The following is a 25,657-nucleotide window of genomic DNA, read 5'->3' on the forward strand; positions in this document are numbered from 1 at the left end:
TGCCTTGCGCGAGCCGCCGGCGCCCGACGATACTTTGACTCAGTCAACAAATGCTCGGGGGACGAGATGACGCGGACGATCGACGTGACAGCTCCGGTGACCCGACCGGACCGGGTGGCCGCGGTGCGGGCCTTCAACCGCTTCTACACCGCCGTCATCGGCGTGCTGGACGAACGGATGCTGCACACCGCGTACACCCTCACCGAGGCGAGGGTGATCTTCGAGTTGGCCCAGCAGCCGGCCACCGAGGTGGTCCGGCTACGCCGCGGCCTCGACCTTGACGCCGGCTACCTCAGTCGCATCCTGGCCCGCTTCGAGGCTGACGGGCTCATCGCCCGGACCCGCTCGGCCTCCGACGCCCGCCGTCAGGTGATCACCCTCACCGACGCCGGCCGGCGGACCTGGCGGAGCCTGGACGAGCGGTCCGCCGCCGAGGTCGCCGCCCTGCTCGGCCGGCTCGATGAAGACGGCCAGCGACGGCTGCTCAGCGCCATGAGCAGCATCCGCAGGATGCTCGACGCCGACCGCGACCGGGCGGACCAGGTGGTGCTGCGCCCACCGGCCCCGGGCGACTTCGGCTGGATCGTGCAACGGCACGGCGTCCTCTACGCCCGCGAGTACGGCTGGGACCAGACCTTCGAAGCCTTCGTCGCCCGGATCGTGGCCGACTACGCCACCGACCACGACCCCCGGCGGGAGGCGGCCTGGATCGCCGACCTCGGCGGAGAGCCGGTCGGGTCGGTGCTCTGCACCCGGGAGGACGATCGGACCGCGCGGCTGCGGGTGCTGCTGGTCGAGCCGGCCGCCCGCGGAATGGGCGTCGGCGCCCAGCTGGTCGATCAGTGCCTGCGATTCGCCCGGCACGCCGGATACCAGCGGATCGTGCTCTTCACCTGCGAGGTGCTCGCCGGCGCCCGGCGGATCTACCAGCGGGCCGGGTTCCAGCTCGTCGACGAGCACCCCACCAGGGCGTACGGCCACGACGTCGTCGAGCAGAACTGGGCGCTCGAACTGGCGGCGACCCCGCCGGGCCGGCCGGCGGGGTCCGCGAGGCCATAGGATCGCGGTCATGAGCCCGGAGGCGCGGACCATCACACCGGACCAGACATGACGCCGGACGAGATCGGCGCCCGGCTCGGCGCGCTGCTGACCCCGACCGAGGTCACCGCCGGGATCTCCGGCGGCCAGGCGTACGCCCGGGCCACCGTCGACGTGCCCCTGTCGCAGTGGCGGGCCGCGCTCCGGGCCGCCCGCGACGACACCGACCTGGCCTGCGACTTCTTCGACTGGCTCTCCGCCGTGGACGAGCAGGACGACGGCTTCGACGTGGTCGCCCACCTCTGGTCGACCACCCACCGGCACGGGGTGCTGCTGCGCACCCGGGTGCCGCGCGCGGCGGCGACCGTACCGTCCGTGGTGGACCTGTATCCCGGGGCCGGCTGGCACGAACGGGAGACCCACGAGATGTTCGGCATCGACTTCGACGGCCACCCCAACCTCGCCCCGCTGCTGCTGCCGCCCGAGTTCGAGGGACACCCGCTGCGCAAGGAGTTCGTGCTCGCCTCCCGGGTCGCCAAGCCGTGGCCCGGCGCCAAGGAGCCCGGCGAGTCCGAGGGCGGCGGCACCCGGCGGCAGGCGATGCGGCCGCCCGGCGTACCCGCGCCTGGTGAATGGGGTCCGGCCGCGCGGCGGCCGGCGGACGGCGAGCCCGACGCGGGTGGCGCCTGATGCCGCTCTGGCTGGAACTTGTCATCCGGATCGGCGGGGTGGTGGTCGCCTTCCTCACCCTGCCGCTGATCGTCGGCCAGGTCGAACACAAGGTGATGGCGCACATGCAGGGCCGGCTAGGCCCGATGTACGCCGGCGGCTTCCACGGCTGGGCGCAGCTCATCGCCGACGGGGTCAAGTTCGTGCAGAAGGAGGACATCACCCCGCGCGAGGCCGACCGGTCGGTGTTCCGGCTCGCGCCGGCCGTCGCGCTGGTGCCGTACCTGCTGGTCCTGCTGGTCATCCCGCTCGGCCCCAACGACCTGGTCGGGCAGCCGCTGGACATCGGGCTCTTCTTCGTCCTCGCGGTGGTCGGGGTCGGGGTGGTCGCGGTGCTGATGTCGGCCTGGGCGTCGGCGAACAAATATAGCCTGCTCGGCGGATTGCGCGGCGCCGCCCAACTGCTCGGCTACGAGCTGCCGCTGGTGCTCGCGGCGGCCAGCGTCGCGATGGCCGCCGGCACGCTCAGCCTGCCCGGCATCGTCGAGGCGTGGGAGCCCTGGTGGCTGCTCTGGCAGGCACCCGCGATGATCGTCTTCTTCGTCGCCGGGCTGGCCGAGATCCGCCGGCCACCCTTCGACATGCCGATCGCCGACTCCGAACTGGTCTTCGGCTACCTGACCGAATACACCGGCCTGCGGTTCGCCTTCTTCCTGCTCGCCGAGTACGTCGGCATCGTGGTGATCGCCGCCCTGACCACGGTGCTCTTCCTCGGCGGTTGGCAGGGGCCGTTCGGCGACGACCAGCTCGGCTGGCTCTGGACCCTGGTCAAGGTCTTCGCCGTGTCGTTCGTGATCATCTGGTTCCGGGTCAGCTACCCCCGGCTGCGCGAGGACCAGCTGCAACGGATCTGCTGGCTGGTGCTGGTCCCGATCGCGCTCGGCCAGCTGGTGCTGACCGCCGCCATCAAACTGGCGATCGCCTGACCGGTCAGAGATAGCGCGGGGTGATCCGGGCCAGCGGCAGGGTGATCAGCCACGGCTCCGGCACCTCGATCACCTTCGTCCACCGGCCGGTCGGGACGTACTCCTCGGTCACCGAATCAAGCTGATGGGTGTACGCGACCAAGGCCTCGTGGGTCTCGATCCGCCAGTGGAAGGGGATCCCCGCCTGGGCGTAGATCGCCGGCTTGGTGATCCGGTCCATGACCCGGGTGCCCGGCGAGACCACCTCGACGGCCAGCACCACCTCGTGCGGGTGGTACCAGTGCGGCTGCCGCTTCGCCGCCTCGAAGGTGGTGACGAGCACGTCCGGGATCAGCGCCCGGTGCTGATCGAAGCGGATCTCGACGCCGTGGGTCACGTCGTACCCGTCCGGGCAGCCGTCCGCCAGCGCGGCGGCGAGCCGCATCGTGATGGTCTGATGGGCGACGGTCGGGGAGGGGGGCATGATGAGAACTCCGTCGAGCAGTTCGCGGCGACGCCCGTCCTCGGGCATGGCGTCGAGGTCCTCGGTGCTCCACCCGTCGGGCGGCGGGACATGGTGGCTGAGGGCGGATGTCATCGCCCGGTCTCCTCCCGGCCGTGGGGGTCGCTCCCGACTACCACCGTGGGAAACGACCGGCCCGCGCGGATGACACGGGCCACAGGAATCTCGGCGTGATCCGGTCGAGCGGCAGGTTGATCGGCCACGGTTCGCCGACGTCGACGAACTTCGTCCACTGGCCGGTCTCGGTGTAGACCTCGGCCAGCGGGTCGATCCGGTGGGTGTGCACGGTGAGCCCGTCGTCGATCTCGATCCGCCAGTAGTGCGGGATGCCGGCCTTCGCGTACAGCGCCGGTTTCATGATCTGGTCCATCGCCTCGGAGCTCGGCGAAACGATCTCCACCGCCAGCACGACCTCATGCGGTCGGCACCATCCACCGCTGCGCTCGGCGGCCTCGGCTGTGGTGACGAGTACGTCCGGGATGAACGAGCGACGCTGGCTCATCCGGATCTCGATGGCCTGGGTGGCGTCGTAGGTGGCCGGGCAGTCTTCGCGGAGTGCGGCCATCAGCAGGCCCGCGATGGTCTGGTGCGGCCGGGAGGGGGAGGGGGAGACGATCAGGACTCCGTCGATCAACTCGCGGCGTTGGCCATCTGTGGGCAGGGACTCCAGGTCGTCCGTGGTCCAGCTGCCAGCCGCCGGAAAGTCGTCGCTGAGCGCGGCAGTCATCGGACCTCACCTCCGTCCGGTGTTGAACGCTCCGGATGGTAGCGAGGTGACGAAGTGTCGGGGGGTGGTCGCGCGCGGCGGGCCGACAGGGCAGGATGGGCGGATGACCGAGCGCGGCGGGCCGGCGCGATGAACGTTCCCGGCGAAGGGCTGGCGAAGGGGCTGGCGGTCACCCTCAAGACGATGGTGAGCCGCTCCACCACCCAGCAGTACCCGGATGTCGCACCCGAGTTGCCGCCCCGCTCGCGCGGCGTGATCGCCCTGCTGGCCGAGAACTGCACTGTCTGCATGCTCTGCTCCCGCGAGTGCCCGGACTGGTGCATCTACATCGACTCGCACAAGGAGGAGGTCGTCGTCCCGGGTGCCGCCCGGCCCCGGCAGCGCAACGTGCTGGACCGGTTCGACATCGACTTCTCGCTCTGCATGTACTGCGGCATCTGCATCGAGGTCTGCCCGTTCGACGCGCTCTACTGGTCGCCCGAGTTCGAGTACGCCGAGTACGACATCCGCGACCTGCTGCACGACAAGGACCACCTCGGGCAGTGGATGGCCACCGTCCCGCCGCCGCCCGCGCACGACCCGATGGGCGAGCCGGCCAAGGAGGAGACCGCGGCCGCCCGCAAGGCCGCCACCCCCGCCGACCCGGCGGCCCGCCCGACAACCCGCCCGGCCCGACCCGCCCGCGCGGCCGGTCCCACTCGGCCGACCAGGCCTGCTCGCGACGCCGGCCCCGCCCCGGATGCCGACCCTGCTCGCGACGCCGGCCCCGCCCCGGACGCCGGCCCCGCCCCGGACGCCGGCCCCGCCCCGGACGCCGGCCCCCCTTCGCCGTCGCCCGAGGAGCCGCGGTGACCGCTGCGGACGTGCTGCTGCTGGCGCTCGGCGCGGTCGCGGTCGGCTCCGGCGCGCTCGTGGTGGCCACCCGGCACCTGGTCCGGGCCGGCCTCTATCTGGTGGTCTGCCTCGGGGCGGTGGCCGGCAGCTACCTGGTGCTCGCCGCCGAACTGGTGGCCTGGGTGCAGGTGCTGATCTACGTCGGCGCGGTGGTCGTGCTGCTGCTCTTCGCGGTGATGCTGACCCGCGCCCCGATCGGCGCCTCCGACGACCTGGACCGGCCCGGCTGGCCGGCCGCGCTGATCGGCGCCGGCACCGGCCTGGGGCTGTCCGCCCTGCTTGTCGACGCGTTCCGCTGGTCCAAAGTGGACCTTCCGGAGGCCGGCACCGCCGACCGGATCGGGGCGCAGATCTTCGGCGCCTGGGTGCTGCCGTTCGAGGTGCTCTCCGTGCTGCTGCTGTCGGCGCTGGTCGGCGCGATCGTGATCAGCGTGCGGATCCCGGGACGGCGCTCGTGAGGCCGGTCATCCCGTACGTCACCGCCGCGCTGCTGTTCGGCCTCGGCGTCTACGGCGTACTGCGCCGGCGCAACGCGGTGCTGGTGCTGATGGCGGTCGAGCTGATGCTCAACGCGGTAAACCTGATCCTGATCACGGCCGACAGCACGGCGGCGGCGCTGCTGCCCCACACCGGGCAGGTGTTCGCGTTGTTCATCATCGTGATCGCGGCCGCCGAGATCGGCGTCGGGCTGGCCATCGTGCTGCAGCTCTACCGGCTGCGCGGCAGCGTCGGCGTGGACGAGGTGCCCCTGGACCGGCACCCGCCCGACGCCGCCCCGGATCCCGCCGTCGACCCGGCCGCTGTGCCAGGCGCGGCTGTTGACCCGGCGGCCGTTCCGGACCGGGGGGCCACCGGCCCGGCCGGTCCCGGACCGGCGGCGCCGGCCGGTGGGGGTGCCCGGTGAGCGCGGTCGCGTCGACGGCGGTGCTGCTGCCGGCCGTACCCTTCGGGGTCGCGCTGGTCGGGCTGCTGCTGCCGCAGCGGTCCCGGGCGGTCGCCGCCGCCCTCGGCATCGCCGGGGCCGGCGCGGCGCTGGTCCTGGCGGTGGCGCTGCTGACCATGGTGGAGGTCGGCAGCGGATCCACCGACACCGCCCGCACCTGGATCGACTTCGGCGGGATCACGGTCACCGCCGGCATCCGGGTCGACCCGGCCGCCGCCCTGGTCGCGGTCGCCGTCACCGCGGTCGCGTTGGCCGTGCAGGTCTACTCGGTCGGCTACCTCGCCGACGACGACCGCTACGCCCCGTACGCCGCCCAGGTCAGCCTCTTCACCGCCGCGATGCTGCTGGTCGTGGTCGCCGGTGACCTGATCGCCCTGCTGGTCGGCTGGGAGGTGATGGGCATCTGCTCGTACCTGCTGATCGGCCACGACCGACGGCTGCCCGAGGCGCCGGCCGCCGCGGTCAAGGCGTTCCTGGTGACCCGGGTCGGCGACATCGGCTTCCTGCTCGGCATCGCGCTGCTCGGCGTCGGCGCCGGCAGCTTCCGGATCGCCGACGTGCTGGACGCGGTCACCGCCGGTGAACTCTCCGGCCCGACGCTGACCGCCGCCGCCCTGCTGCTGCTCGCCGGGGTGGCCGGCAAGAGCGCGCTGTTCCCGCTGCACACCTGGCTGCCGGACGCGATGGCCGGCCCCACCCCGATCTCCGCGCTGATCCACGCCGCCACCATGGTCGCCGCCGGTGTCTACGTGGTCACCCGGCTCGACCCGGTCTTCGCCGCCGGTGACCCGGCGCTGCTGGTGCTCGGCCTGCTGGCCGCCGCGACGATCCTGCTCGGCGGGCTGGCGGCCACCGCCCAGGACGACATCAAGCGGGTGCTCGCCTGGTCCACCGTCTCCCAGATCGGCTTCATGGCCGGCGCGCTCGCGGTCGGCGCCCCCGAGGTGGCGCTGTTCCACCTGCTCACCCACGCCGCGTTCAAGGCGCTGCTCTTCCTCTGCGCCGGCTCGGTGATCCATGCCGTCGGCAGCAACTCGATGGCCGACCTGGGTGGCCTGCGGCACCGGATGCCGGTCACCTTCTGGTGCATGACCATCGGCCTGGGCGCGCTGGTCGGGCTGCCGCCGCTGGCCGGCTTCTGGAGCAAGGAGGCGGTGCTGCACGCCGCCGAGGCCGCCGACTCCGGCTGGCTGCCCTGGCTGGTCTACGGGGTCGGCCTGCTGACCGTGGCGATCACCGCCTGGTACGCCACCCGGCTCTGGCTGCGTACCTTCTTCGGGGCGCCGCGCGGTGCGGCGGCGGAAGCGGCGCACGAGCCGCCCGCCATGATGGCGGTGCCGGTGTTGCTGTTGGCCGTGCCGAGCGCGCTGCTGGGGCTGGCCGCGTTCTGGGACGGCTTCGCCGACCGGCTGCTGCCCGGCGCCGAGCTGGTGCATCTCGGCCCGGCCACCCTGTTGCCGCTGGCCGCGCTGGCGGTGGGCGCGGGCGCGGTGCTGGCCGGCTGGCGCCGCGACCCGGCGGCCGATCCGGCCGCCGCGCTGGGTCCGCTGCGGCCGGCCTTCGCCCGCGCGTTCTGGCTCGACGACCTCCAGCACAATCTCGTGGTACGCCCGGTGCGCGCGCTCGCGACCGCCACCAGCGACGCGGACCGGACCGTGATCGACGGGGCAGTCGAGGGCACCGGTCGCGGCACCTTCGGGCTCGGCGGGCTGCTGTCGCTCCTGCACCGGGCCGCGCTGCCCCGGGCCGCCGCCGCGGTGCTGGCCGGCGCGCTCCTGCTCGGCCTCGCCGCCGTCCTGATCGGAGTCCCACGGTGACCGGCTGCGTGGGGAACGGCCTGCGTGTGGACCAGCCGGTGACCGGCGGCGTGGAGACCGGCCCGCGCGCGGACCAGGTTGGGGGGTCGCGATGACCGGGGGGCAGCTCGCCCTGATGGCCACGCTGGCGGTGCCGGCGGTCGGCGCCGTCGTGGTCGCCGCCCTGCCCGCCCGCCTCGACCGGGCCGCCCGGACGGTCGGCGTCGGGTGCGCCGCGGCGGCCCTGCTGGCGGCCGTCCTGCTCGCGGTGCCGGACGGCGGCGGCTGGTTCGACCACCAACCCGGCGGCGTGGCGGCGGTGCGCCCCTGGCACGACCTGGACCTGCCCTGGGTGCCGGGTCTGGAGCTGCGGTTCCACCTCGGAGTGGACGGGGTCTCCTACCCGCTCGTGGTGCTGACCGCGCTGCTCACCCTGCTCTGCTGCGGGTACACGCTCTGGCACGTGCCGTCGCCCGGCCGGGGCCGGACCCTGGTGGCGCTGCTGCTGGTGATCGAGGTCGGCATCCTCGGCACCTTCCTCGCCCTGGACCTGGTGCTGTTCTTCCTCTTCTTCGAGGTCGTCCTGCTGCCCATGTACGCGGTCATCGCGGTCTGGGGTGGTGACGCCGGCCGGCCCAGCGGCGCGCACCGGGCGGCGGCCCGCAAGTTCGCCCTCTACACCCTGTTCGGCTCGGTGCTGCTGCTGGTCGGCGTCTTCACCGTGGTCGCCGCCGCCGGCACCGCCGACCTCGTCGCCCTCACCGGCGGCACCGGCCTGTCCCGGGGGACCCAGCTCGCGGCGTTCACCCTCTTCGCCGTCGCGTTCGCGGTGAAGAGCCCGCTCTGGCCGCTGCACAGCTGGCTGCCCGACGCGCACACCCAGGCGCCCACCGTGGGCAGCGTCATCCTGGCCGGGGTGCTGCTGAAGATGGGCACCTACGGCCTGATCCGGGTCGCCGTCGGGGTGGCGCCCGAGGGCGCCCGGTGGGCCGCGCCGGTGCTCGGCGCGCTCGCGGTGGCCGCGATCATCGTCGGGTCGCTCGTCTGCCTGGCCCAGACCGAGCTGAAACGGCTCATCGCGTACTCAAGCGTCGGGCACATGGGGTTCGTGCTGCTCGGGGTGGCCACGCTCACCGCGACCGGGATCCAGGCCGCGCTGATCGGCAACGTCGCGCACGGCGTCATCACCGGGCTGCTCTTCTTCCTGGCCGGCGCGGTCAAGGACCGGACCCACACCGGCTCGCTGGCCGAGCTGGGCGGGTTGCGCGAGCGCGCCCCGAGACTGTCCGGGCTGCTCGCCTTCGCCGCCATCGCGTCGCTGGGCCTGCCCGGGCTGGCCGGCTTCTGGGGCGAGGCGTTCGCGGTCGTCGCGGCGGTGCAGGTCGGCGGGGCGTTCTGGACCACCCTCGGGGTGCTGGCCGCGGTCGGCGGGGCGCTCACCGCCGGCTACCTGCTGCGGCTGCTGCGCCGGGTCACCCACGGTCCGCCGAGCGCCGCCGTCGAGCCGGTCCCGGCCGGGCTGGCCGGCGCCGAACTGGCCGCCTGGTCGCCGCTGGTGCTGCTGGCGCTCGCCGTCGGGCTGCTGCCGACCCTGGTGCTGGGGATGGCCGAGGAGCCGGTCCGGGCGCTGCTGGAGGTGGTCCGGTGACCGAGCAGAGCCTGACCCAGTCGGTGGACAACCTCGCGTTGCTGCCGGCGTACCTGGCGGCCGGGACCGCCGTACTCGTGCTGTTGGCCGACCTGCTGGTCGGCCGGCGCGGCGCGACGGTGGCCGCGCTGGTCACCGGCGCCGCCGCCACCGGGATCGGCGCGATCGTGGTCGGTCGCGGCGGCGAGCGGCGCACGTTCTGCGTCGCCGATGCCTGCTCCTATCTGGCGACCGGACGGTCGGCCCTGGTCGCCGTCCTGTTCGCGCTGCTCACCGTCGGCGTGCTGGCCCTGTCGGCGGCGATCCTGCGCAACGGGCAAGTGCCGGTGGGGGAGTACTGCTTCCTGCTCGCCTGCTCGATGACCGGCGGTGTGGTGCTCGGCGCGGCCGGCGACCTGATCACCCTGATCGTCGCCCTGGAGACCCTCACCCTGCCGCTGTACGTGCTGGTCGGGCTGCGCCGGAGGTCAGTGGCCAGCGCCGAGGCGGCGATGACGTTCTTCGTGGTCAGCGTGGTGGCGACCGCGCTGACCCTGCTCGGCGCCGCGCTGCTCTATGCGGTCACCGGCACCGTGCACCTGACCGCCCTGGCCGACGCGTTCGGAGCTGACCCGGGGCTGCTGGAGGTGCCGCTCACCGCCGCCGCGGTCGGGTTGGTGGTGCTCGGGCTGGCGTTCAAGGTGGCGGCGGTGCCGTTCCACGCCTGGGCGCCGGCCACCTACGACGGCGCGCCGGTGCCGGTGGCGGCGTACCTGTCGACCGCCTCGAAGCTGGGCGGTGTGGTGGCGCTGCTGGCGGTGACCTCGGCGGCGCTGCCGGCCACCGTCACCGGGCCGGTGCTGGCCATCCTGGCCGCGCTCACCATGACCGTGGGGAATCTGGTCGCGCTCCGGCAGACCGGCATGATCCGGCTGCTCGCCTGGTCGTCGGTGGCCCAGGCCGGCTACCTGCTCGCCCCGCTCGGGGCGCTGGCGCTGGCCGCCGGGCGGACCCCGGACGCCCGCGCGGCGGCGGTGGCGGCGACCGTCGCGTACGCGATCTTCTTCGTGGTGATGGAGTTCGCGGCGTTCGGCGCGGTGGTGGCGCTGCGGCCGGCCGGCGCCGACGGCGGCGACCTCGACGACTACCGGGGCGCGGCCCGGCGCCGGCCGTGGGTGGGCGCCGCGTTCGTGCTCGCCCTGATCGGGCTCGCCGGCCTGCCGCCGGGCCTGGCCGGGCTGTTCGCGAAGGCGGCCGTGGTCCGGTCGCTGCTGGTCGGCGGGGCCGGCTGGCTGGCCCTGGTGGTGGCGATCAACGCGGTGATCGGCCTGGCCTACTACGTCCGGGTCGCCGCGACCCTGTACGCGCCCGCGGCTGTGCCTGCGTCTCCGGACGCGGACGCGGAGGGTGCCGGGCGGTCGCCGTGGCCGGTGCCGGTCGCGCTGGCGGTGGCGACCGGAATCGCGGTGCTGGTCGGGTTCGCCCCGCAGCTCGTGTTGGACGCCGCCGGCTGGTAGCCCCCACGCACCAGCTGTCACTCCAGCCCCGCCGGTGGCCCGCTCCCAGGCGATTCTCAGCAATATCTGGATTGTTGAGGGGTACCACGGTGTTGAACCGGTCAGCGGGTCGACACACCCGTGCACCGAAGGAGTGATCGTGCACAGCCAACACAACCGCCTCAAGACGGCCGCCCTGCTGGGGCTGCTCACCGCGATGATTCTCGCCATCGGGTACTGGTTCGGCGGCAGCGGCGGTCTGGTGATCGCCGTGTTCTTCTCGCTGGCCATGAACGGCGCGACCTACTTCTGGTCGGACAAGCTGGCGCTGCGCTCGATGCGGGCGCAACCGGTCAGCGAGGCCCAGTTCCCGGCGCTCTACCAGATGGTCCGCGAGCTGGCGACCGAGGCCGGGCAGCCGATGCCCCGGCTCTACGTCAGCCCGACCAGCCAGCCGAACGCGTTCGCGACCGGCCGCAACCCGCAGAACGCGGCGGTCTGCGTGACCGAGGGGATCACCCAGATCCTCGACTACCGCGAGCTGCGCGGCGTGATCGGCCACGAGCTGTCCCACGTCTACAACCGGGACATTCTCATCTCCAGCGTCGCCGCCGCGCTCGCCGGCATCATCACGTCGCTGGCCTACCTGGCGTTCTTCCTCCCGATGGGAAGCAGCGACGACGACGGGCCGAACCCGGCCTCGCTGCTGCTGATGCTGATCCTCGGCCCGCTGGCCGCCAGCGTGATCCAGCTCGCGATCAGCCGCAACCGGGAGTACCAGGCGGACGCGTCCGGCGCGTCGCTGACCCGCGACCCGCTGGCCCTGGCCAGCGCGCTGCGGAAGATCCACGCCGGCACCCAGTCGCTGCCGTTGCCGGCCGACAACCGGCTCACCAGCACCGCCCACCTGATGATCGACAATCCGTTCCGGGGCCGGGGGATGGCGAACCTCTTCTCCACCCACCCGCCGATGCAGGAGCGGGTCCGGCGCCTGGAGCAGATGGCCGCCAACAGCGGCCCGGTCCAGTTCCAGCGCTGACCCCGTCCCACTGAATCGCGCGAGGGCCGCCTTCGGGCGGCCCTCGCCGTCTGTCCGCCCTCAGCGTTAGGGTCGACAGGCTTACCACCCATTACCGGAACGGGGGTTCGGCGATGGCCGCCCTGGGCCAGTATCTGGCGGTCTGGCGGATCCCCGGGGCACCCACGCTGCTGCTGGCCGGCATCATCGGCCGGCTCAGCATCGGAATGACCCCGCTGGCCCTGCTGCTCCTGGTCGAGCAGGCCACCGGCCGGTACGCCCCCGCCGCCATCGCCGGCGGCGTCTACGCCCTCAGCGGCGCCGCGCTCAGCCCGATCGCCGGCCGGTTCGCCGACCGCGCCGGTCCGGGACCGGTGCTGCTGGTGACCGCCGTGGCGCACCCGCTCGCCCTGGTCGGCCTACTGCTGGTCAGCCGGGGCGGCGCCGACGCGCTGCCCGCGATCTATCTGACCGCTGGCCTGGCCGGTGCCAGCTACCCGCCGCTGACCGCAGCGCTGCGGGGCGCCTGGAACTGGCTCACCGCCCCCGACTCCGGCCGGTACCCGCTGCGCAACACCGCCCTGGCCGCCGAGACCACGCTCTTCGAACTGGTCTTCGTGCTCGGCCCGCTGCTGGTCGCCGGGTTCGTGCTGGTCGCCGACGCCGCCGCCGCGCTACTCGGCGCGGCGGCGGCCACCCTGGTCGGCACCACCGCCGTCGCACTCGGCACGGTGATCCGCAACTGGCGCCCGCACCCCGATCAGACCCCCGCCCGGGGACTCGGACCGCTGCGGGTGGCCGGCATCCCCACCCTGCTGCTCTGCGTGGCCGGACTCGGCCTGGCCTTCGGCACCGCCGGCGTCACCGTGCCGGCGTACGCGACCGCGCACGGCGCCGCTGACCCGGGCACCCTGGCCGGGGTGCTGCTGGCGGTCTGGGGACTCGGCAGCGCCGCCGGCGGCATCTGGTTCGGCACCCGCCCGCCGGCCCGCACCGCCACCCGCCAGTTCGCCGGCTTCCTGGCCGCGGTCGCTGCCAGCTTCCTGGTGTACGCGGTGATGCCCGCCCCGGCTGCCCTCGGCGCCGCCCTGCTGGTCGGCGGAATCGCCATCGCTCCGGCGCTGACCCTGCAGAACGTCATGGTGGGCCGGATCGCTCCGGGCGGGATGCTGAACGAGGCGTACACCTGGATGGTGACCGTCGCGGTGGCCGCCAGCGCGGCCGGCGGGGCGGTCGCCGGGCTGCTTGTCGACCATGTCGGCGTACCGTGGGCGTTTTTGTTCGGCGGCGCGGCGGTGGCCGTTTCGGCGACGGTGGCGGCGCTGCCGGCAGGTCCGATCGCCCGCGCCGAAGGCTCATTGGCCCCCGGCCCGGCCTGATCCCACCCGTTCCGCCTCGACTTCCGCCTCGACGGGATCGGGTGGCAGCAGCCCCCGCCGCCGCAGTCGCCGGATCGTCTCCGCGCGCGTCCGCTCAGCCGTCTCGGTTGCCCGTGCCCAGAGTTCCTTCCGTTGGCCGGGGTTGTCGGTCACGGCTGGTCGTGCTCGTCCGGGTCAGCGTGCGCGCGACCCCAGATCGAACGCACCGCCGCGATGATGGCGGCGGCGCTGGCGTCCTCGGGTGCGGTGGGCCCGAGGAACAGGCAGTACCGGCCGCCCGCATCCCAGACCCGCCACCGCTCCTCGGGCGGCACCCGCAGCTCCAACCCACCCGAGCTGCCGGTGTCGACCCAGACGGTGACCGGCTGGTCAGGCGGCGGCAGCGTCGGCGGTACGGCAACGGGTAGCCAGGGCGGAACGCGCACAGCGGCACCTCCAGCGGCTGCGAGTGATGGTGAGGTCACGCTAGCTCAACTGGTACATGGCAGTCCATGGTCTGCCATGGTTGATCACGGGAAATCGGGGAAGCCTACGGTCTGCCAATGGTCATCGATGCTGACGGCCCGGTGCCGCTCTACGAGCAGGTCGCCGCGATACTGCGCCAGCGGATCGCGGCTGGTGAGCTGCCGCCGGACCGGCCGATCCCCAGCGTGGCCCGGCTGCAGCAGGAGCACGGGATCGCCCGCGGCACCGCCCTGCACGCCGTGCGGGTGCTGGTCGAGGAAGGACTGGCCTACGTCGTGCAGGGCAAGGGAACCTACGTCCGGCGCCAGACCTAGGGCCGCCCCAATGGTCAACCCATATTCACCCACACCGCTGTACGTGCAGGTGGCAGATCTCATCGCGGAGCGGATCGCATCCGGAGAGCTGGCGCCGGAGACGTTGATCCCGAGCGAGTCGCGCATCCAGCAGGAGTACGGCGTCGCGCGCGGGACCGCGCGCCGAGCGGTCGCCCAGTTGGTGGATCGCGGGCTGGTCGTGACGATCCCGCAGCGCGGCACGTACGTCCGCCCGCAGTCCTGACAACGACGAAGGGCCGCGCGGTGGTGTCCGCGCGGCCCTTCGGCTGCGGTCAGCGGTAGTTGATGAACTGCAGGGCGATGCCGAAGTCCTCGGCCTTGAGCAGTGCGATCACCGCTTGCAGGTCATCCTTCTTCTTGGCGGTCACCCGGAGCTGGTCGCCCTGGATCTGCGCCTGGACGCCCTTCGGCCCCTCGTCCCGGATCTTCTTGCTGATCGCCTTGGCCTTGTCGATCTCGATACCCTGGATGATCTTGCAGTCGATCCGGTGGATCTTGCCGGAGGCGCGCGGGTCGCCAGCATCCAGTGCCTTCAACGACACGCTGCGCTTCACCAGCTTCTCCTTGAAGACGTCCAGCGCCGCCTTGACCCGCTCCTCGGTCTCGGCCTTGAGGGTGACCGCCTCCTCGCCGGCCCAGGAGATCTCCGCACCGGTGCCGCGGAAGTCGAAGCGGGTCGACATCTCCTTCTCGGCCTGGCGCAGAGCGTTGTCGACCTCCTGCCGGTCGACCTTGCTGACGATGTCGAACGACGGGTTGGCTGCCATGAAATCCGCTCCTGCTGTGTGACTACGTGGGTCTCCAGCACCGCCGGTCAGCGGTACGACATGCCGACCGTACCCGGTTGCGGGGCAGGCCCGTGCGACCGCTATCCTTGCTTCCGCCGCCGCGTCGCGACGTGGTGGTGCGCCATGGCGGGTTGCCCGAGCGGCCAATGGGAGCGGACTGTAAATCCGTCGCGAAAGCTACAGAGGTTCGAATCCTCTACCCGCCACAGTGCGAGAGCGGCCCCTGACCAAACCAAAGTTGGTCGGGGGCCGACTTGTAGGTCCACCTCTTCCGGTTCGATCCGCCTCGGATCCGGATGCGGGGCCGGGGCGTTGTGCGGGGTGGCGCTGGACTACGGCCCATCGGGTGCGAGCACGGTGACCAGGTCGGCCATGCAGGTGATGACTGCGTCGGCCGTGTCCAGGTGGGTGGCCTTGCCTGGCTTGTTGGCGTATCCGATAGCGGGGACCCGGGCGGTGTGGGCAGCGGTGATGTCGCTGGCGGAGTCGCCGATCATGAGGCAGGTCCCGGGGTCGGCGTGCAACTCGGCGACGGCGGCCAGCACCGGGGCCGGGTTGGGCTTCATCTGGGCCGGGTCGGCATAGGCGCGGCCGATGATTGGGTGTAGGTAGCCGTCGAGGCGGTGCGCGAGGAGGTAGGCGCGGACGGCTTCGGCGGAGTTGTTCGACACGATCGCGACGCGTCGGCCGCTGTGCTGGGCCGCGACGATGACCTCACGCGCGTGCGGTGTCGGTTCGGCGGTCCGGGCCGCGGTGAGTTCGGCCGACCGCAAGGCGTCATCGACCCGGTGAACGAGCTGCCGCTTGCCCAGGGTGGCGGTGAAGCGCAGCACGGCGAGCGGGTCGGCTTCGGCGCGGATGTGCTCGGGCAGGGGCACGCCCTGGTCGACCAGGAGCCGGCGCAGCTCGGCCGCGATCGTGGGGGCGGGGTGGTTGGCGAAGACCGCGCAGACCGGGCCGTCGAAGTCGAGCAGCAGGAACCGGGCGCGGTCGACCAGGGCGGACAGGGCAGTGGCGGTCATGACCCGTACCCGCGAGCGATGGCGTTCCACATTGGCCCCATCCTGGCGCAGTAAGCCGTTCGGATAGGCCGGTTTGAGCACGGCTGGGTGCGCCACGATCAAGGAAGCCGCTCTGCCTGCGAACCTGGATTCGACACAGTTCGGTCAGACGCGAGTGGCGCGACCGAGCAGCCGAAGGCGCTGAAAGCGGCATATCTCTCTAATACGGCATAGGCCGCTAAACCGGGTGCCTCGTTGCGGGTGTCGCCGCCCCGGCGAATACGAATGAGAGTGCAGGTAACAAGTCGAGTCGCGCGGTGTGCGGATTGCGCCCCGCTCGATGCGATTAATTACTACTTTCCGGAGCCACCGTTCACCGAACGTGATCGTCGTTTAGAAACTGAGGCTTGCATTTGCACGTGCAGCTAAGCCTGACGAAAAAGGATTCGGTGCTACGGCGAGTCGGCGCGGCGTGGCTGGCCGGCCGAGCGCTCCAGGCGAGCGGTGGGTCAGGGTATCGGCCCGCCGCTCGGACGTGCCCGCTGCGCAGGCCATCCCGTCGCCGGGCAGTGCCCGGCTACGTCCGAAATGAGAAGAAGAAGGTTATATGTAGCGCATTTTCGGACAACTGGGGATAGCAGTGTTTAGCAGCGTGACGTCACTTGCGGCGCCCGTCCAATCGACGATTTGCGAATGAAATCGATGGTCTGTGGGGATCACTTAGCCACCGGCCGGCGGACCTGTTCCTGCCGAACGGTTGGACTTGACCTGAACGATGGCCCAGGCGGGGAGGTAACGCTTTGCTCGTTCCCAAGACTGTGGCACCATCATGGAACCTCCACCTCTCTTCGTCATCCTCCCGACAGGAGCCAACGATGTCTGCACGACGGCTGGGCCGGCTGCTTGGCTCGGTCGTGGCGCTCACCGCGCTGGCCGCGGGAGCCGTCATCGCCGACGAGCCCCTACTCTTCACCCCCCTGACCTTCGAATGGACGGCCGACATCTTCGGCGGATCCGTGGACGGGCTGACCGTGCCGGGGCAGCTCGACGAGATCGCCGGCACGGTGGACGGCGCTTCCGTCTAGGCACGCGACCCGAGGGAGCGGTATGGCCAGGCGGCAACGCTCGCCGCGCAGATCTGCCGACCTCGCCTGGTTCATCACTGCGCCGTTGGCGCTGGTGACGGTCATCTGGTCGACGGCACTGAGCATCCTCATCGACGAACCCGTCGGCGAGTGGCTGATCGCTGCCATCCTCCTGTTGGTCATGGTCGTGACCGAAGGGTCGATGCTTCACTTCGTGATCCGCCGCCAGTCGTTCGGCGTCACCATCACCGAGATTCCGCTGGTCCTGGCGCTGTTCTACCTTCCGCCCCTGATGGTGGTGGTGGTCTACACGCTCGCCTCGCTGATCACCCAGGTCCGTCGCAAGCTCAGCCCGGCGAAGTTCTGGTTCAACGTCGCCAAGACCGGCGCGGCGACCTCGTTGGCCTGCATGCTGCTGCTGGGGCTCCCACCGATGGAGGGGGTGGGACCCGGCACCTGGGGCATCCTTTTCGCTGCGGTGAGCACGATCACCCTCGCCACCCTCGCCGCGGTGGCCGGGGTGATCACCCTCGTGCATGGCTGGCAGGCCGGCAGGGAGATGATCCGCACCGCCGCCCCCAACTTGATCACTGCCGCGGTCAACGTGTCGGTGGGCCTGATCGTGTTGATCGCGCTCGTCACCACCTGGTGGTCCGTGGTGCTGATCGGGGCGCTCGTGGGTGGGCTGCTCTTCGTCTACCGCTCCTATGCCCAGTTCTTCCGGCAACACCGGTCACTGGCCGGCATGTACGACCTGACCCGGGCGATGTCCGAGAGTCAGGACGGCGCCATCGCCGATGCCATGCTGGGCCGGGTCCGGGCGCTCATGCAGGCCGAGTACGCCACCCTCTGGCTGCCCGCCCAGGGCCGGCACCCCGAGGTGCTGCTCACCGCCCGGGTCGACGATCCCGGCCTGTTGGACTTCGCCCGTACCCCGTCGCTGGTCCGGGAACGGGCCGTCGGCCAACGACGGACCATCGCCGCAGGTAACCGCCTCGGTGGCGAGGAGAGCCTGCGGGTCGCGTTGCGGGCCGGCTCCGCCAAGGATGTGATCGCCGTTCCGCTCCGCTCCGGGCAGGCCGTCATCGGCTCCCTGGAGGTGGTCAACCGGCTGAGCGACAGCAGCCACTTCCTCCCGAGCGACGTGCAGATCTTCGAGACGATCGCGGCGCACGTCGCGGTGGCCCTGGAGAACTCCCGGTTGGTCGACCGGCTGCGCCACGACGCCCACCACGACGGCCTCACCAACCTGCCGAACCGGCGCCGGATCACCGCGGCGCTGGAGGAGGCGGTCCGGGTCCGCGCCCCTGGCGAGGTGATCGCCGTACTGCTGTTCGATGTGGACGCGCTCCGGCAGGTGAACGAGTCGCTCGGGCACGCCGCCGGCGACAAGGTGCTGACCGAGGTGGCGACCCGGCTGCGCGACTCGGCCCCGGCCGCCGCCCTTGTCGGCCGGCTCGGCGGCGACGAGTTCGCGGTCACCCTGCGGGTGGAGAGCGCGGACGCGGCCCTGGAGTTGGCCGCGCAGCTGCGCGAGCAGATCCGCGACCAGATGGTCTTCGACTCCCTGGTCCTGGACGTCGACACGGTCGTCGGCGTGGTGGTGCATCCCGACCACGGCAGCGACCCGGCGACGTTGCTGCAGCGGGTCGACCTGGCGGCCACCGCGGCGAAGTCCACCCCGGACGGCATCCAACTGTTCAACCCGGCGCTGGAATCCCGGTCAATGCACCGGTTGGGGCTCGCCGGTGACCTGCGCAACGCGCTCGACAACGGCGAGCTGGAGGTCTACTTCCAGCCCAAGGTCACCCTCGGCGAACGACGGCTGGTCGGCGTCGAGTGCCTGGCCCGCTGGGAACACCCCGCCCACGGCGCGGTCGCGCCAGAGGACTTCGTCGCGGTCGCCGAGCACACCGGCCAGCTCAGCCGACTCACCGAGGCGGTGCTGCGGGAGGGGCTGCGGCGCAGCCGGGACTGGACCGACGCCGAGCACCCGCTCGCCGTCGCGGTCAATCTCTCCTCGCGTACGCTCACCGACCCGCACTTCCCCGCCCGGGTCCAGGAGCTGCTCACCGAGTACGGCGTGGCGCCCGAGCTGGTCACCTTCGAGATCAAGGAGGCCGGCGTCCTGGACGGCACGGACCGGCCGGTGCCGATCCTGCGCCGGCTGCGGGACATCGGCGTACGCCTCTCCGTGGACGACTTCGGCACCGGCTACTCGTCCCTGTCCCACCTGCGGCGGCTGCCGGTCAACGAGGTGAAGGTCGATCAGTCGTTCGTCCAGGGGATGGCGACCGACCCGGTGGACCTGGCCATCGTGAACGCGGTGGTGACCCTCTCCCAGCAGTTCGGCCTCGCGGTGGTGGCCGAGGGGGTGGAGAGCGAGCTGACCCTGGAGCTGCTGCAGGACATCGGCTGCGAGATCGGCCAGGGGTTCCTGTTCAGCCGGCCGCTGCCGTACGAGCGGCTGGAGGCCTGGTTCGGTGCCCAGGCGGAGTCCGAGACGCCGTTGGCGCCGGACGTACGCCGGCTGCGGGCGGTCCCGGCGACGGGCGCCGAGAACTGGCCCAGCGGGGTCAGGCGGCCGGCGGGGATCTGATTTCACCTCGCGCGCGCGCCCGTGTACTCTTACCCCTGCGCGTCCGCAGGAAAGATCGCGTGCGCCCCCTTAGCTCAGTCGGCAGAGCGTCTCCATGGTAAGGAGAAGGTCTACGGTTCGATTCCGTAAGGGGGCTCAGAGGGTTCTTGTGACCCGCCCACGGCGGTGTAGCTCAGATGGCAGAGCAAGCGGCTCATAATCGCTGTGTCGCCGGTTCAAGTCCGGCCACCGCTACTTCCGGTCGCCGGGTCGGTCCCGGGGACCCGATCGGATGGGCGCCGGCAGGCGCCCACTTTGCGTGTCCGCCCTCCGGGCGTCTACGCTGGTACGTCGTAGTTGATCCGTTATCGAGGAAGGCACTCCGCCGTGGCTAAGGCGACCGATGTCCGTCCGAAGATCACCTTGGCGTGTGTGGAGTGCAAGGAGCGCAACTACATCACGCGTAAGAACCGCCGTAACGACCCGGACCGCATCGAGCTGAAGAAGTTCTGCCCCCGGGACGGCAAGCACACCCTGCACCGCGAGACCCGCTGAGCTTGCGGACCACGGCCGGTCGGGACGGGTGCACCGTCCCGACCGGCCGTCGGTTCCGGGCCGGGTGGCGGGCGTGTAGTTTCTCGGCATGCCGATGGACTCCTCCTTCGTCGGGCGCAGTTTCGCCCCGACGCCGCCGTACCTCGTGGGCCGGGAAAAGATCCGTGAGTTCGCCGCGGCGATCGGGGCCGGCGATCCGGCGCACAACGATCCGGCCGCAGCCCGCTCGATGGGGCATCCGGACGTGGTGGCGCCGGTCACCTTCCCGGTGGTGCTGACAATTCCCGCGATCCAGCAGATCATCGAGGATCCGGCGTTGGGCGCCGACGCCGAGCGGCTGGTGCACGGTGACCAGCGGTTCGCGTACACCCGGCCGGTGGTGGCCGGGGACGAGTTGACCTGCGCCAGCAGCATCGAGGAGATCATCTCCAGGGGCGGGCACGACTTCGTGACCTTCCGGACCGACGTGGCGACCGTGGCCGGTGAGCCGGTGGTGAGCGTCTGGTCGAGGCTGGTCATCAGGGGGGAGGGCTGATCCGGTTGGAGACCCAGAGCACGCTGACGGTCGGACAGGAGCTGCCGGTCCAGACGTTCCGGGTGACCCGGGCGGACCTGGTCCGCTACGCGGGCGCCTCGGGTGACTTCAACCCGATCCACTGGAGCGACCGGATCGCGACGAAGGTCGGGCTGCCGGGCGTCATCGCGCACGGCATGCTGACGATGGCGCTCGTCGGTCGGGCGGTCACCGGGTGGGCCGGCTCGCCGGACGCGGTGATCGAGTACGGGGTCCGGTTCGCCCGGCCGGTGGTGGTACCCGACGACGACACCGGAACCGAGATCGAGGTACGCGCCAAGGTGCGGGCGGTGGCCGACGACGGTTCGACGCAGCTCGATCTGACTGCGACCTGTGCCGGCGAGCGGGTGCTGTCCCAGGCTCGGGCGACGATCCGGACGGCGCGGCCGACACCGGGCTGAGCCGTGGCCGGCGTACCGGGGCGGTCCGGTTGGGAAACTCGGGCCGGTACCCGTACACTGGTCCGCCGTGGGGCAAGTGGCCCTGCTTTGGCCTGCGTGCCGGAGTGGGTTCGGCTGTCCTACCTAGGGGTGTAGCTCAATTGGCAGAGCAGCGGTCTCCAAAACCGCAGGCTGCAGGTTCAAGTCCTGTCACCCCTGCGCCTGAGGCCTGACCGTTCCAAGGGGGGTCGGATTCGGCCGGCGTGACCAGCGAGCGTGCGTCCACCGACGTGCGAACCAATTGGCGACGGAGGTCGAAGTGGCCGACAAGAATCGGCGCGGTGAGGACGACGCGAACGACCGCCTGGACGACGAGGCTGTCGACGACCGCCTCGACGACCCGGCGGACGACGACGTCGTCGAGGACGACGACCGGGAGCTCTCCCGGGGCGGCACCGCCACCCGCAAGAAGGCGGAGTCCACCGAGAGCCAGCCGAAGTCGAAGTCGGAAACCGGGCGGGTCGGAATATTCGGGCGCGTCGGACGGTTCTTCCGCGAGGTAGTGGCGGAACTGCGTAAGGTCATCTGGCCGACCCGCAAGGAGCTGTTGACCTACACCACGGTCGTGGTCGTGTTCATCGCCGTGATGACGTCGATCGTCGTCCTGCTCGACTACGGGTTCGCGCGGGCCATGCTGTGGGTCTTCGGCAATCCGAGCTGACGACGTGATCAGCTGATAGTGACGGAAGTGAGCGAGCGTGCCTGAGTACGACGAGACCGCCGGTACCGCGGACGAGCAGTCCGCGGTCGCGACGGCGGCGGGTGACGAGTCGGTCGAGGCCGCCAGCGAGCCGGAGTTCGAGGCCACCAACGGTTCGGCGCCCGACGAGAACTTCGACCCGGTCGCGGAGCTGCGGCAGAAGCTGCGCTACGCGCCGGGCGACTGGTACGTGGTGCACTCCTACGCCGGCTACGAGAACAAGGTCAAGACCAACCTCGAGACCCGGATCACCAGCCTCGACATGGAAGAGTTCATCTACCAGGTCGAGGTGCCGACCCGGGAAGAGGTCGAGGTCAAGAACGGCAAGCGCCTGCAGGTCCAGAACAAGGTCTTCCCGGGCTACATCCTGGTCCGGATGGAGCTGACGCCCGAGTCGTACTCCTGCGTCCGGAACACCCCCGGGGTGACCGGCTTCGTCGGCGCCACCGACCGGGCCGACCGGCCGGCGCCGCTCTCCCTCGACGAGGTGCTGAAGTGGCTGGCCCCGGCGGTGGAGACCGAGCAGAAGAAGGCGAAGCCCGAGGTCAAGGTCCTGGACTTCGAGGTCGGCGATTCGGTCACCGTGACCGACGGCGCGTTCGCGTCGCTGCCGGCGACGATCAGTGAGATCAACGCCGACCAGCAGAAGCTCAAGGTACTGGTGTCGATCTTCGGCCGGGAGACGCCGGTCGAGCTCAACTTCAACCAGGTTGCCAAGATCTAGCGTCGCCCGCTCGATTGCCGGATCCGGCCCTGCGCTAGCCTAGAACGTCGACCCCCGCGGGTCGCGCTTGACCGTGCGCGCTCCGCGGGTCACCTCGGGTGCGCCGCATCGGGTCGGCCGCACCTCACCGGATCAAGCCCCAGGAAGAGACATGCCTCCGAAGAAGAAGCTCGTCAAGACCTTCACGCTCCAGTTGCCGGCGGGCCAGGCCACGCCGGCGCCGCCGGTCGGTCCGGCGCTGGGCCAGCACGGCGTCAACATCATGGAGTTCTGCAAGTCCTACAACGCGCAGACCGAGTCGCAGCGGGGCGACATCGTTCCCGCCGAGATCAGCGTCTACGAGGACCGGACCTTCACCTTCGTGCTGAAGACGCCGCCGGCCGCCCGTCTGCTGATCAAGGCCGCCGGGGTGCCGAAGGGTTCCGGCGTTCCGCACCAGGACAAGGTCGGCTCGGTGACCCGCGCCCAGTTGCGGGAGATCGCCGAGAAGAAGATGACCGACCTGAACGCCAACGACCTGGACCAGGCCGAGAAGATCATCGCCGGCACCGCCCGGTCGATGGGGATCACGATCAAGGAATGACAACCGCGGCGGTCCGGCCGGACCGCCGTCGTGGGAGGGGCGCGGCGCGCCCCGCCAGACACCACAGGAGAACTCAGACATGCAGCGCAGCAAGAGCTACCGCAAGGCCTCCGAGGCTATCGACCGGAACAAGCTGTACGGTCCGGCCGAGGCGGTCAAGCTCGCCAAGGACACCAGCACCGTCAAGTTCGACGCCACGGTCGAGGTCGCGATGCGCCTCGGCGTCGACCCGCGTAAGGCGGACCAGATGGTGCGCGGCACGGTGAACCTGCCCCACGGGACCGGCAAGACGGCCCGGGTGATCGTCTTCGCGACCGGCGCCATGGCCGAGGAGGCCGTCGCCGCCGGTGCCGACGAGGTGGGCAGCGACGAGCTGGTCGCCCGGATCCAGGAGGGTTGGCTGGACTTCGACGCCGCCATCGCCACCCCGGACCAGATGGCGAAGATCGGTCGGATCGCGCGGATCCTGGGCCCGCGCGGCCTGATGCCGAACCCGAAGACCGGCACCGTGACGATGGACGTGACAAAGGCCGTCACCGACATCAAGGGCGGAAAGATCACCTTCCGCGTCGACAAGCACTCCAACCTGCACCTGATCATCGGTAAGGCGTCCTTCTCCGAGTCGCAGCTGGTCGACAACTACGCGGCGGTGCTGGACGAGGTGCTGCGGGCGAAGCCGTCGGCGGCCAAGGGCAAGTACCTCAAGAAGGTCACCCTCACCACGACCATGGGTCCGGGTGTCCCGGTCGACCCGAACGTGATCAAGAACTTCACCGAGGAGTCCGCGGACTCCTGAACTGCCTGAACGGTCCGATCGGGGCGCTGTCACCGCGAGGTGGCGGCGCCCCGGTCGTTCCGGGGCGAGTTGGCGGTCGGTTGGCCGGTCGCGTACTCTTGGTCGAAGTTCCACCCAGAGACCGCTGGTCACCGTGCTCCGGCACGGTCGAAGGTTCCGTTTCGACGGGGCGGCCCGCGCAGGGCGGTAAGCGAAACCCGGCAGTGCTACCGGCCCCCGGGCCGTGATCATTGAGCTGTGCTCGCCCCGTGCGCCCTGCGCCGGGGCTTTCTCGTTGTCGCGCTCCTTCACCACCCGTCCGCAAGGCTCCGGCCTCGACGGTGGCCAGCCTGCAGCAATGAGAGAGGAGGGACATGGCGGACAAGCCGGTTCGGGCCGACAAGGCCACGGCCGTCGCCGAGCTCACCGAGCACTTCCGCAACGCGGGAGCGACCGTGCTGACCGAGTACCGTGGCCTCACGGTCGCCCAGCTCACCCAGCTGCGGCGTTCACTCGGCCAGGAGACCACCTACGCGGTGGCCAAGAACACGCTGGCCAAGCGCGCCGCGACGGACGCGGGCATCCAGGGCCTCGACGAGCTGTTCACCGGTCCTACCGCGCTGACCTTCGTCTCCGGCGACGTCGTCGAGGCGGCGAAGGGTCTGCGCGAGTTCGCTAAGGCCAACCCGAAGCTCGTCATCAAGGGCGGCGTCTTCGAGGGCAAGGCGATCACGGCCAAAGAGGTCAGCCGGTTGGCCGACCTGGAGTCGCGCGAGGTTCTGCTGGCCAAGCTGGCCGGCGGGATGAAGGCGAGCCTGAGCAAGGCCGCGGCCCTGTTCCAGGCGCCGCTGTCGAAGACCGCCCGCCTCGCGGCCGCTCTGCAGGACAAGCGCGAGCAGGAGGGGCAGGCCTGACGGCCGGCCCACCCCGAACATCCCCGATACATCCCCAGACCCACGTAAGTAAGAAGGAAGGACGCCAGCCATGGCGAAGCTCAGCACCGACGAGCTGCTCGACGCGTTCAAGGAGATGACGCTGATCGAGCTGTCGGAGTTCGTGAAGCAGTTCGAGGAGACCTTCGACGTCACCGCCGCCGCGCCGGTCGCGATGGCGGCGCCCGGTGGCGCGGCCGCGCCGGCCGAGGCCGAGCCGGAGCAGGACGAGTTCGACGTCATCCTGGACGCCGACGGCGGCAAGAAGATCCAGGTCATCAAGGTCGTCCGCGAGCTGACCGGCCTGGGCCTCAAGGAGGCCAAGGACCTGGTCGAGGCCGCGCCGAAGGCCGTCCTGGAGAAGGCCAACAAGGAGACCGCCGAGAAGGCCAAGGCCAAGCTCGAGGGCGAGGGCGCCAAGGTCACCCTGAAGTAGTGCCGGTCGCCGGTCTTGCCGGCGACCCGGTGAAGCGGCCGACTCCGGGTTCCGGAGTGAGCTGCGGCACAGTTCCGCCGAGCGGGCGGGGATCCGACAACCGGATTCCCGCCCGCTCGCGTCGTGTCCCGGCGCGACACGCCGTGATCAGGGCTAACTCGGGGTGACCAGGCGGTTGGCCCGGCCGTCCGGACGGCCGGGAGCGCGCTGCGACGCGTCGAGTACGCCCCGCGAACGGACAAGTCGTTGGCTGACCCGGCCGTCAAGTCTTGACGTGGCCCGGCACGTACAGGCACGCTGGGTTCTGCAAGACCTTCCGCGCTTGCGACGGCCATCACCTGGGTATTGGCGGCAACAGCACCACCCGCCGCCGGAGCCGAGGTGGCCCCAGCGGGATGCGTGCGAGGACGTGGGAGCGCGGTTCTACGCGCGGCGGCTCTGGTCCGCGACACGTTCTGCAGCGCCCTGCCTGGATGGGCTGGACAGCGGTTAGCCGCTCGGCTACACTGCTAGTTTGCGCTGCCTTCCGACTTGACCCCTGCTCGGAATGTCCGATTATGGATATTTGGAGTGGGGCCATTGGAGTGCACGCGTAACAGCCGTTCTGCAGC

At 71.2% G+C, this 25,657-nt stretch carries 29 protein-coding genes and 4 tRNA genes; 28 read left to right on the forward strand and 5 right to left on the reverse strand.

Going from position 1 to position 25,657, the window contains the following annotated elements:
- Positions 1 to 66 precede the first annotated feature (66 nt).
- The 3 genes from O7627_RS03540 to O7627_RS03550 are packed head-to-tail and all read left to right on the forward strand — an operon-like array spanning position 67 to position 2,693.
- Positions 67 to 1,059, forward strand: coding sequence for a helix-turn-helix domain-containing GNAT family N-acetyltransferase (locus O7627_RS03540; RefSeq protein ID WP_278092068.1), 993 nt, complete (start codon positions 67 to 69; stop codon positions 1,057 to 1,059).
- A gap of 48 nt (positions 1,060 to 1,107) precedes the next feature.
- Positions 1,108 to 1,728, forward strand: coding sequence for an NADH-quinone oxidoreductase subunit C (locus O7627_RS03545; RefSeq protein ID WP_278092069.1), 621 nt, complete (start codon positions 1,108 to 1,110; stop codon positions 1,726 to 1,728).
- On the forward strand, positions 1,728 to 2,693 hold the full coding sequence (locus O7627_RS03550) for a complex I subunit 1 family protein (protein WP_278092070.1): 966 nt from the start codon (positions 1,728 to 1,730) through the stop codon (positions 2,691 to 2,693). Before O7627_RS03545 ends, O7627_RS03550 begins: the two co-directional genes overlap by 1 nt.
- 4 nt (positions 2,694 to 2,697) lie before the next feature.
- On the opposite strand, the gene O7627_RS03555 is transcribed toward O7627_RS03550, so the two are convergent.
- The gene (locus tag O7627_RS03555; RefSeq protein WP_278092071.1) at positions 2,698 to 3,270 is read right to left on the reverse strand and encodes a Uma2 family endonuclease; all 573 of its coding nucleotides are present in this window, start codon (positions 3,268 to 3,270) and stop codon (positions 2,698 to 2,700) included.
- 37 nt (positions 3,271 to 3,307) lie between these two features.
- Positions 3,308 to 3,922 (reverse strand): Uma2 family endonuclease, encoded by a 615-nt coding sequence (locus O7627_RS03560; RefSeq protein ID WP_278092072.1) that lies wholly within the window; start codon positions 3,920 to 3,922, stop codon positions 3,308 to 3,310.
- 129 nt (positions 3,923 to 4,051) lie between these two features.
- On the opposite strand from O7627_RS03560, the gene O7627_RS03565 reads away from it, so the two are divergent.
- From O7627_RS03565 to O7627_RS03600, 8 genes are all read left to right on the forward strand, one after another.
- Positions 4,052 to 4,774, forward strand: coding sequence for a 4Fe-4S binding protein (locus O7627_RS03565; RefSeq protein WP_278092073.1), 723 nt, complete (start codon positions 4,052 to 4,054; stop codon positions 4,772 to 4,774).
- Positions 4,771 to 5,274 carry an NADH-quinone oxidoreductase subunit J gene (locus tag O7627_RS03570; protein WP_347404632.1) on the forward strand — a complete coding sequence of 168 codons (504 nt, stop codon included), beginning with the start codon at positions 4,771 to 4,773 and terminating at the stop codon, positions 5,272 to 5,274. The genes O7627_RS03565 and O7627_RS03570 overlap by 4 nt, the downstream gene beginning before the upstream one ends.
- The gene (nuoK, locus tag O7627_RS03575; protein ID WP_278092074.1) at positions 5,271 to 5,720 is read left to right on the forward strand and encodes an NADH-quinone oxidoreductase subunit NuoK; all 450 of its coding nucleotides are present in this window, start codon (positions 5,271 to 5,273) and stop codon (positions 5,718 to 5,720) included. Before O7627_RS03570 ends, nuoK begins: the two co-directional genes overlap by 4 nt.
- Positions 5,717 to 7,576: an NADH-quinone oxidoreductase subunit L gene (locus O7627_RS03580; protein ID WP_278092075.1), complete on the forward strand. Its 1,860-nt coding sequence runs from the start codon at positions 5,717 to 5,719 to the stop codon at positions 7,574 to 7,576. The genes nuoK and O7627_RS03580 overlap by 4 nt, the downstream gene beginning before the upstream one ends.
- Before the next feature lie 91 nt (positions 7,577 to 7,667).
- Positions 7,668 to 9,203 (forward strand): NADH-quinone oxidoreductase subunit M, encoded by a 1,536-nt coding sequence (locus O7627_RS03585; RefSeq protein WP_278092076.1) that lies wholly within the window; start codon positions 7,668 to 7,670, stop codon positions 9,201 to 9,203.
- Positions 9,200 to 10,699: an NADH-quinone oxidoreductase subunit N gene (locus O7627_RS03590; RefSeq protein WP_278092077.1), complete on the forward strand. Its 1,500-nt coding sequence runs from the start codon at positions 9,200 to 9,202 to the stop codon at positions 10,697 to 10,699. The genes O7627_RS03585 and O7627_RS03590 overlap by 4 nt, the downstream gene beginning before the upstream one ends.
- A 133-nt stretch (positions 10,700 to 10,832) precedes the next feature.
- On the forward strand, positions 10,833 to 11,717 hold the full coding sequence (gene htpX / locus O7627_RS03595; RefSeq protein WP_278092078.1) for a zinc metalloprotease HtpX: 885 nt from the start codon (positions 10,833 to 10,835) through the stop codon (positions 11,715 to 11,717).
- A gap of 113 nt (positions 11,718 to 11,830) precedes the next feature.
- Positions 11,831 to 13,075 (forward strand): MFS transporter, encoded by a 1,245-nt coding sequence (locus O7627_RS03600; protein WP_278092079.1) that lies wholly within the window; start codon positions 11,831 to 11,833, stop codon positions 13,073 to 13,075.
- 149 nt (positions 13,076 to 13,224) lie between these two features.
- On the opposite strand, the gene O7627_RS03605 is transcribed toward O7627_RS03600, so the two are convergent.
- On the reverse strand, positions 13,225 to 13,500 hold the full coding sequence (locus O7627_RS03605; RefSeq protein WP_278092080.1) for a hypothetical protein: 276 nt from the start codon (positions 13,498 to 13,500) through the stop codon (positions 13,225 to 13,227).
- A gap of 117 nt (positions 13,501 to 13,617) precedes the next feature.
- Between O7627_RS03605 and O7627_RS03610 the strand changes: the two genes are divergently transcribed.
- Positions 13,618 to 13,854, forward strand: coding sequence for a winged helix-turn-helix domain-containing protein (locus O7627_RS03610; RefSeq protein WP_278092081.1), 237 nt, complete (start codon positions 13,618 to 13,620; stop codon positions 13,852 to 13,854).
- 43 nt (positions 13,855 to 13,897) lie between these two features.
- Positions 13,898 to 14,098 (forward strand): winged helix-turn-helix domain-containing protein, encoded by a 201-nt coding sequence (locus O7627_RS03615; protein ID WP_347404633.1) that lies wholly within the window; start codon positions 13,898 to 13,900, stop codon positions 14,096 to 14,098.
- Between the two features lie 49 nt (positions 14,099 to 14,147).
- On the opposite strand, the gene O7627_RS03620 is transcribed toward O7627_RS03615, so the two are convergent.
- On the reverse strand, positions 14,148 to 14,642 hold the full coding sequence (locus tag O7627_RS03620; protein WP_278092083.1) for a YajQ family cyclic di-GMP-binding protein: 495 nt from the start codon (positions 14,640 to 14,642) through the stop codon (positions 14,148 to 14,150).
- A gap of 146 nt (positions 14,643 to 14,788) precedes the next feature.
- On the opposite strand from O7627_RS03620, the gene O7627_RS03625 reads away from it, so the two are divergent.
- Positions 14,789 to 14,869 (forward strand) — tRNA-Tyr (locus O7627_RS03625).
- 126 nt (positions 14,870 to 14,995) lie between these two features.
- Here O7627_RS03625 and O7627_RS03630 read toward each other — a convergent pair.
- A complete protein-coding gene (locus O7627_RS03630; RefSeq protein ID WP_278092084.1) occupies positions 14,996 to 15,685 on the reverse strand; it encodes an HAD-IA family hydrolase in 690 nt (229 codons plus the stop codon).
- Positions 15,686 to 16,539: 854 nt separating this feature from the next.
- Here O7627_RS03630 and O7627_RS03635 point away from each other — a divergent pair.
- The 14 genes from O7627_RS03635 (at position 16,540) to rplL (ending at position 25,046) form a co-directional block, all read left to right on the forward strand.
- Positions 16,540 to 16,749, forward strand: a complete 210-nt coding sequence (locus O7627_RS03635) for a hypothetical protein (RefSeq protein ID WP_278092085.1) — start codon at positions 16,540 to 16,542, stop codon at positions 16,747 to 16,749.
- Between the two features lie 22 nt (positions 16,750 to 16,771).
- Entirely contained in the window at positions 16,772 to 19,348 is a 2,577-nt protein-coding gene (locus tag O7627_RS03640; RefSeq protein ID WP_278092086.1) for an EAL domain-containing protein, read from the forward strand.
- A gap of 63 nt (positions 19,349 to 19,411) precedes the next feature.
- Positions 19,412 to 19,484: transfer RNA gene (locus O7627_RS03645), tRNA-Thr, on the forward strand.
- A 25-nt stretch (positions 19,485 to 19,509) separates the two neighbouring features.
- Positions 19,510 to 19,582: transfer RNA gene (locus O7627_RS03650), tRNA-Met, on the forward strand.
- A gap of 132 nt (positions 19,583 to 19,714) precedes the next feature.
- Positions 19,715 to 19,882 carry a 50S ribosomal protein L33 gene (gene rpmG / locus O7627_RS03655; RefSeq protein ID WP_046567246.1) on the forward strand — a complete coding sequence of 56 codons (168 nt, stop codon included), beginning with the start codon at positions 19,715 to 19,717 and terminating at the stop codon, positions 19,880 to 19,882.
- Positions 19,883 to 19,970: 88 nt separating this feature from the next.
- Entirely contained in the window at positions 19,971 to 20,417 is a 447-nt protein-coding gene (locus tag O7627_RS03660; protein ID WP_278092087.1) for a MaoC family dehydratase N-terminal domain-containing protein, read from the forward strand.
- Between the two features lie 5 nt (positions 20,418 to 20,422).
- Positions 20,423 to 20,857 (forward strand): MaoC family dehydratase, encoded by a 435-nt coding sequence (locus tag O7627_RS03665; RefSeq protein ID WP_278092088.1) that lies wholly within the window; start codon positions 20,423 to 20,425, stop codon positions 20,855 to 20,857.
- Between the two features lie 125 nt (positions 20,858 to 20,982).
- Positions 20,983 to 21,055: transfer RNA gene (locus O7627_RS03670), tRNA-Trp, on the forward strand.
- A 100-nt stretch (positions 21,056 to 21,155) separates the two neighbouring features.
- Positions 21,156 to 21,557: a preprotein translocase subunit SecE gene (gene secE / locus O7627_RS03675; RefSeq protein WP_278092089.1), complete on the forward strand. Its 402-nt coding sequence runs from the start codon at positions 21,156 to 21,158 to the stop codon at positions 21,555 to 21,557.
- 37 nt (positions 21,558 to 21,594) lie between these two features.
- Positions 21,595 to 22,320: a transcription termination/antitermination protein NusG gene (gene nusG / locus O7627_RS03680; RefSeq protein WP_278092090.1), complete on the forward strand. Its 726-nt coding sequence runs from the start codon at positions 21,595 to 21,597 to the stop codon at positions 22,318 to 22,320.
- A 151-nt stretch (positions 22,321 to 22,471) separates the two neighbouring features.
- Complete coding sequence (gene rplK / locus O7627_RS03685; protein WP_278092091.1) at positions 22,472 to 22,903, forward strand: 50S ribosomal protein L11; 432 nt, start codon at positions 22,472 to 22,474, stop codon at positions 22,901 to 22,903.
- Positions 22,904 to 22,982: 79 nt separating this feature from the next.
- Positions 22,983 to 23,699 carry a 50S ribosomal protein L1 gene (rplA, locus tag O7627_RS03690; RefSeq protein ID WP_278092092.1) on the forward strand — a complete coding sequence of 239 codons (717 nt, stop codon included), beginning with the start codon at positions 22,983 to 22,985 and terminating at the stop codon, positions 23,697 to 23,699.
- A gap of 353 nt (positions 23,700 to 24,052) precedes the next feature.
- Complete coding sequence (gene rplJ / locus O7627_RS03695; RefSeq protein ID WP_278092093.1) at positions 24,053 to 24,592, forward strand: 50S ribosomal protein L10; 540 nt, start codon at positions 24,053 to 24,055, stop codon at positions 24,590 to 24,592.
- A gap of 70 nt (positions 24,593 to 24,662) precedes the next feature.
- Positions 24,663 to 25,046 carry a 50S ribosomal protein L7/L12 gene (rplL, locus tag O7627_RS03700; protein WP_278092094.1) on the forward strand — a complete coding sequence of 128 codons (384 nt, stop codon included), beginning with the start codon at positions 24,663 to 24,665 and terminating at the stop codon, positions 25,044 to 25,046.
- The last annotated feature ends 611 nt before the right edge of the window (positions 25,047 to 25,657 follow it).

The sequence above is a fragment of the Solwaraspora sp. WMMD1047 genome (assembly GCF_029626155.1).
Lineage (GTDB): Bacteria > Actinomycetota > Actinomycetes > Mycobacteriales > Micromonosporaceae > WMMD1047.

Bases quoted from the DNA above. Each gene is read 5' to 3' on its own strand.
- O7627_RS03540 (WP_278092068.1), top strand. From the start codon at position 67: ATGACGCGGACGATCGACGTGACAGCTCCGGTGACCCGACCGGACCGG.
- O7627_RS03545 (WP_278092069.1), top strand. From the start codon at position 1,108: ATGACGCCGGACGAGATCGGCGCCCGGCTCGGCGCGCTGCTGACCCCG.
- O7627_RS03550 (WP_278092070.1), top strand. From the start codon at position 1,728: ATGCCGCTCTGGCTGGAACTTGTCATCCGGATCGGCGGGGTGGTGGTC.
- O7627_RS03555 (WP_278092071.1), bottom strand. From the start codon at position 3,270: ATGACATCCGCCCTCAGCCACCATGTCCCGCCGCCCGACGGGTGGAGC.
- O7627_RS03560 (WP_278092072.1), bottom strand. From the start codon at position 3,922: ATGACTGCCGCGCTCAGCGACGACTTTCCGGCGGCTGGCAGCTGGACC.
- O7627_RS03565 (WP_278092073.1), top strand. From the start codon at position 4,052: ATGAACGTTCCCGGCGAAGGGCTGGCGAAGGGGCTGGCGGTCACCCTC.
- O7627_RS03585 (WP_278092076.1), top strand. From the start codon at position 7,668: ATGACCGGGGGGCAGCTCGCCCTGATGGCCACGCTGGCGGTGCCGGCG.
- O7627_RS03600 (WP_278092079.1), top strand. From the start codon at position 11,831: ATGGCCGCCCTGGGCCAGTATCTGGCGGTCTGGCGGATCCCCGGGGCA.
- O7627_RS03610 (WP_278092081.1), top strand. From the start codon at position 13,618: ATGGTCATCGATGCTGACGGCCCGGTGCCGCTCTACGAGCAGGTCGCC.
- O7627_RS03620 (WP_278092083.1), bottom strand. From the start codon at position 14,642: ATGGCAGCCAACCCGTCGTTCGACATCGTCAGCAAGGTCGACCGGCAG.
- O7627_RS03630 (WP_278092084.1), bottom strand. From the start codon at position 15,685: ATGACCGCCACTGCCCTGTCCGCCCTGGTCGACCGCGCCCGGTTCCTG.
- O7627_RS03635 (WP_278092085.1), top strand. From the start codon at position 16,540: ATGTCTGCACGACGGCTGGGCCGGCTGCTTGGCTCGGTCGTGGCGCTC.
- O7627_RS03640 (WP_278092086.1), top strand. From the start codon at position 16,772: ATGGCCAGGCGGCAACGCTCGCCGCGCAGATCTGCCGACCTCGCCTGG.
- O7627_RS03660 (WP_278092087.1), top strand. From the start codon at position 19,971: ATGCCGATGGACTCCTCCTTCGTCGGGCGCAGTTTCGCCCCGACGCCG.
- rplK (WP_278092091.1), top strand. From the start codon at position 22,472: ATGCCTCCGAAGAAGAAGCTCGTCAAGACCTTCACGCTCCAGTTGCCG.
- rplA (WP_278092092.1), top strand. From the start codon at position 22,983: ATGCAGCGCAGCAAGAGCTACCGCAAGGCCTCCGAGGCTATCGACCGG.
- rplJ (WP_278092093.1), top strand. From the start codon at position 24,053: ATGGCGGACAAGCCGGTTCGGGCCGACAAGGCCACGGCCGTCGCCGAG.
- rplL (WP_278092094.1), top strand. From the start codon at position 24,663: ATGGCGAAGCTCAGCACCGACGAGCTGCTCGACGCGTTCAAGGAGATG.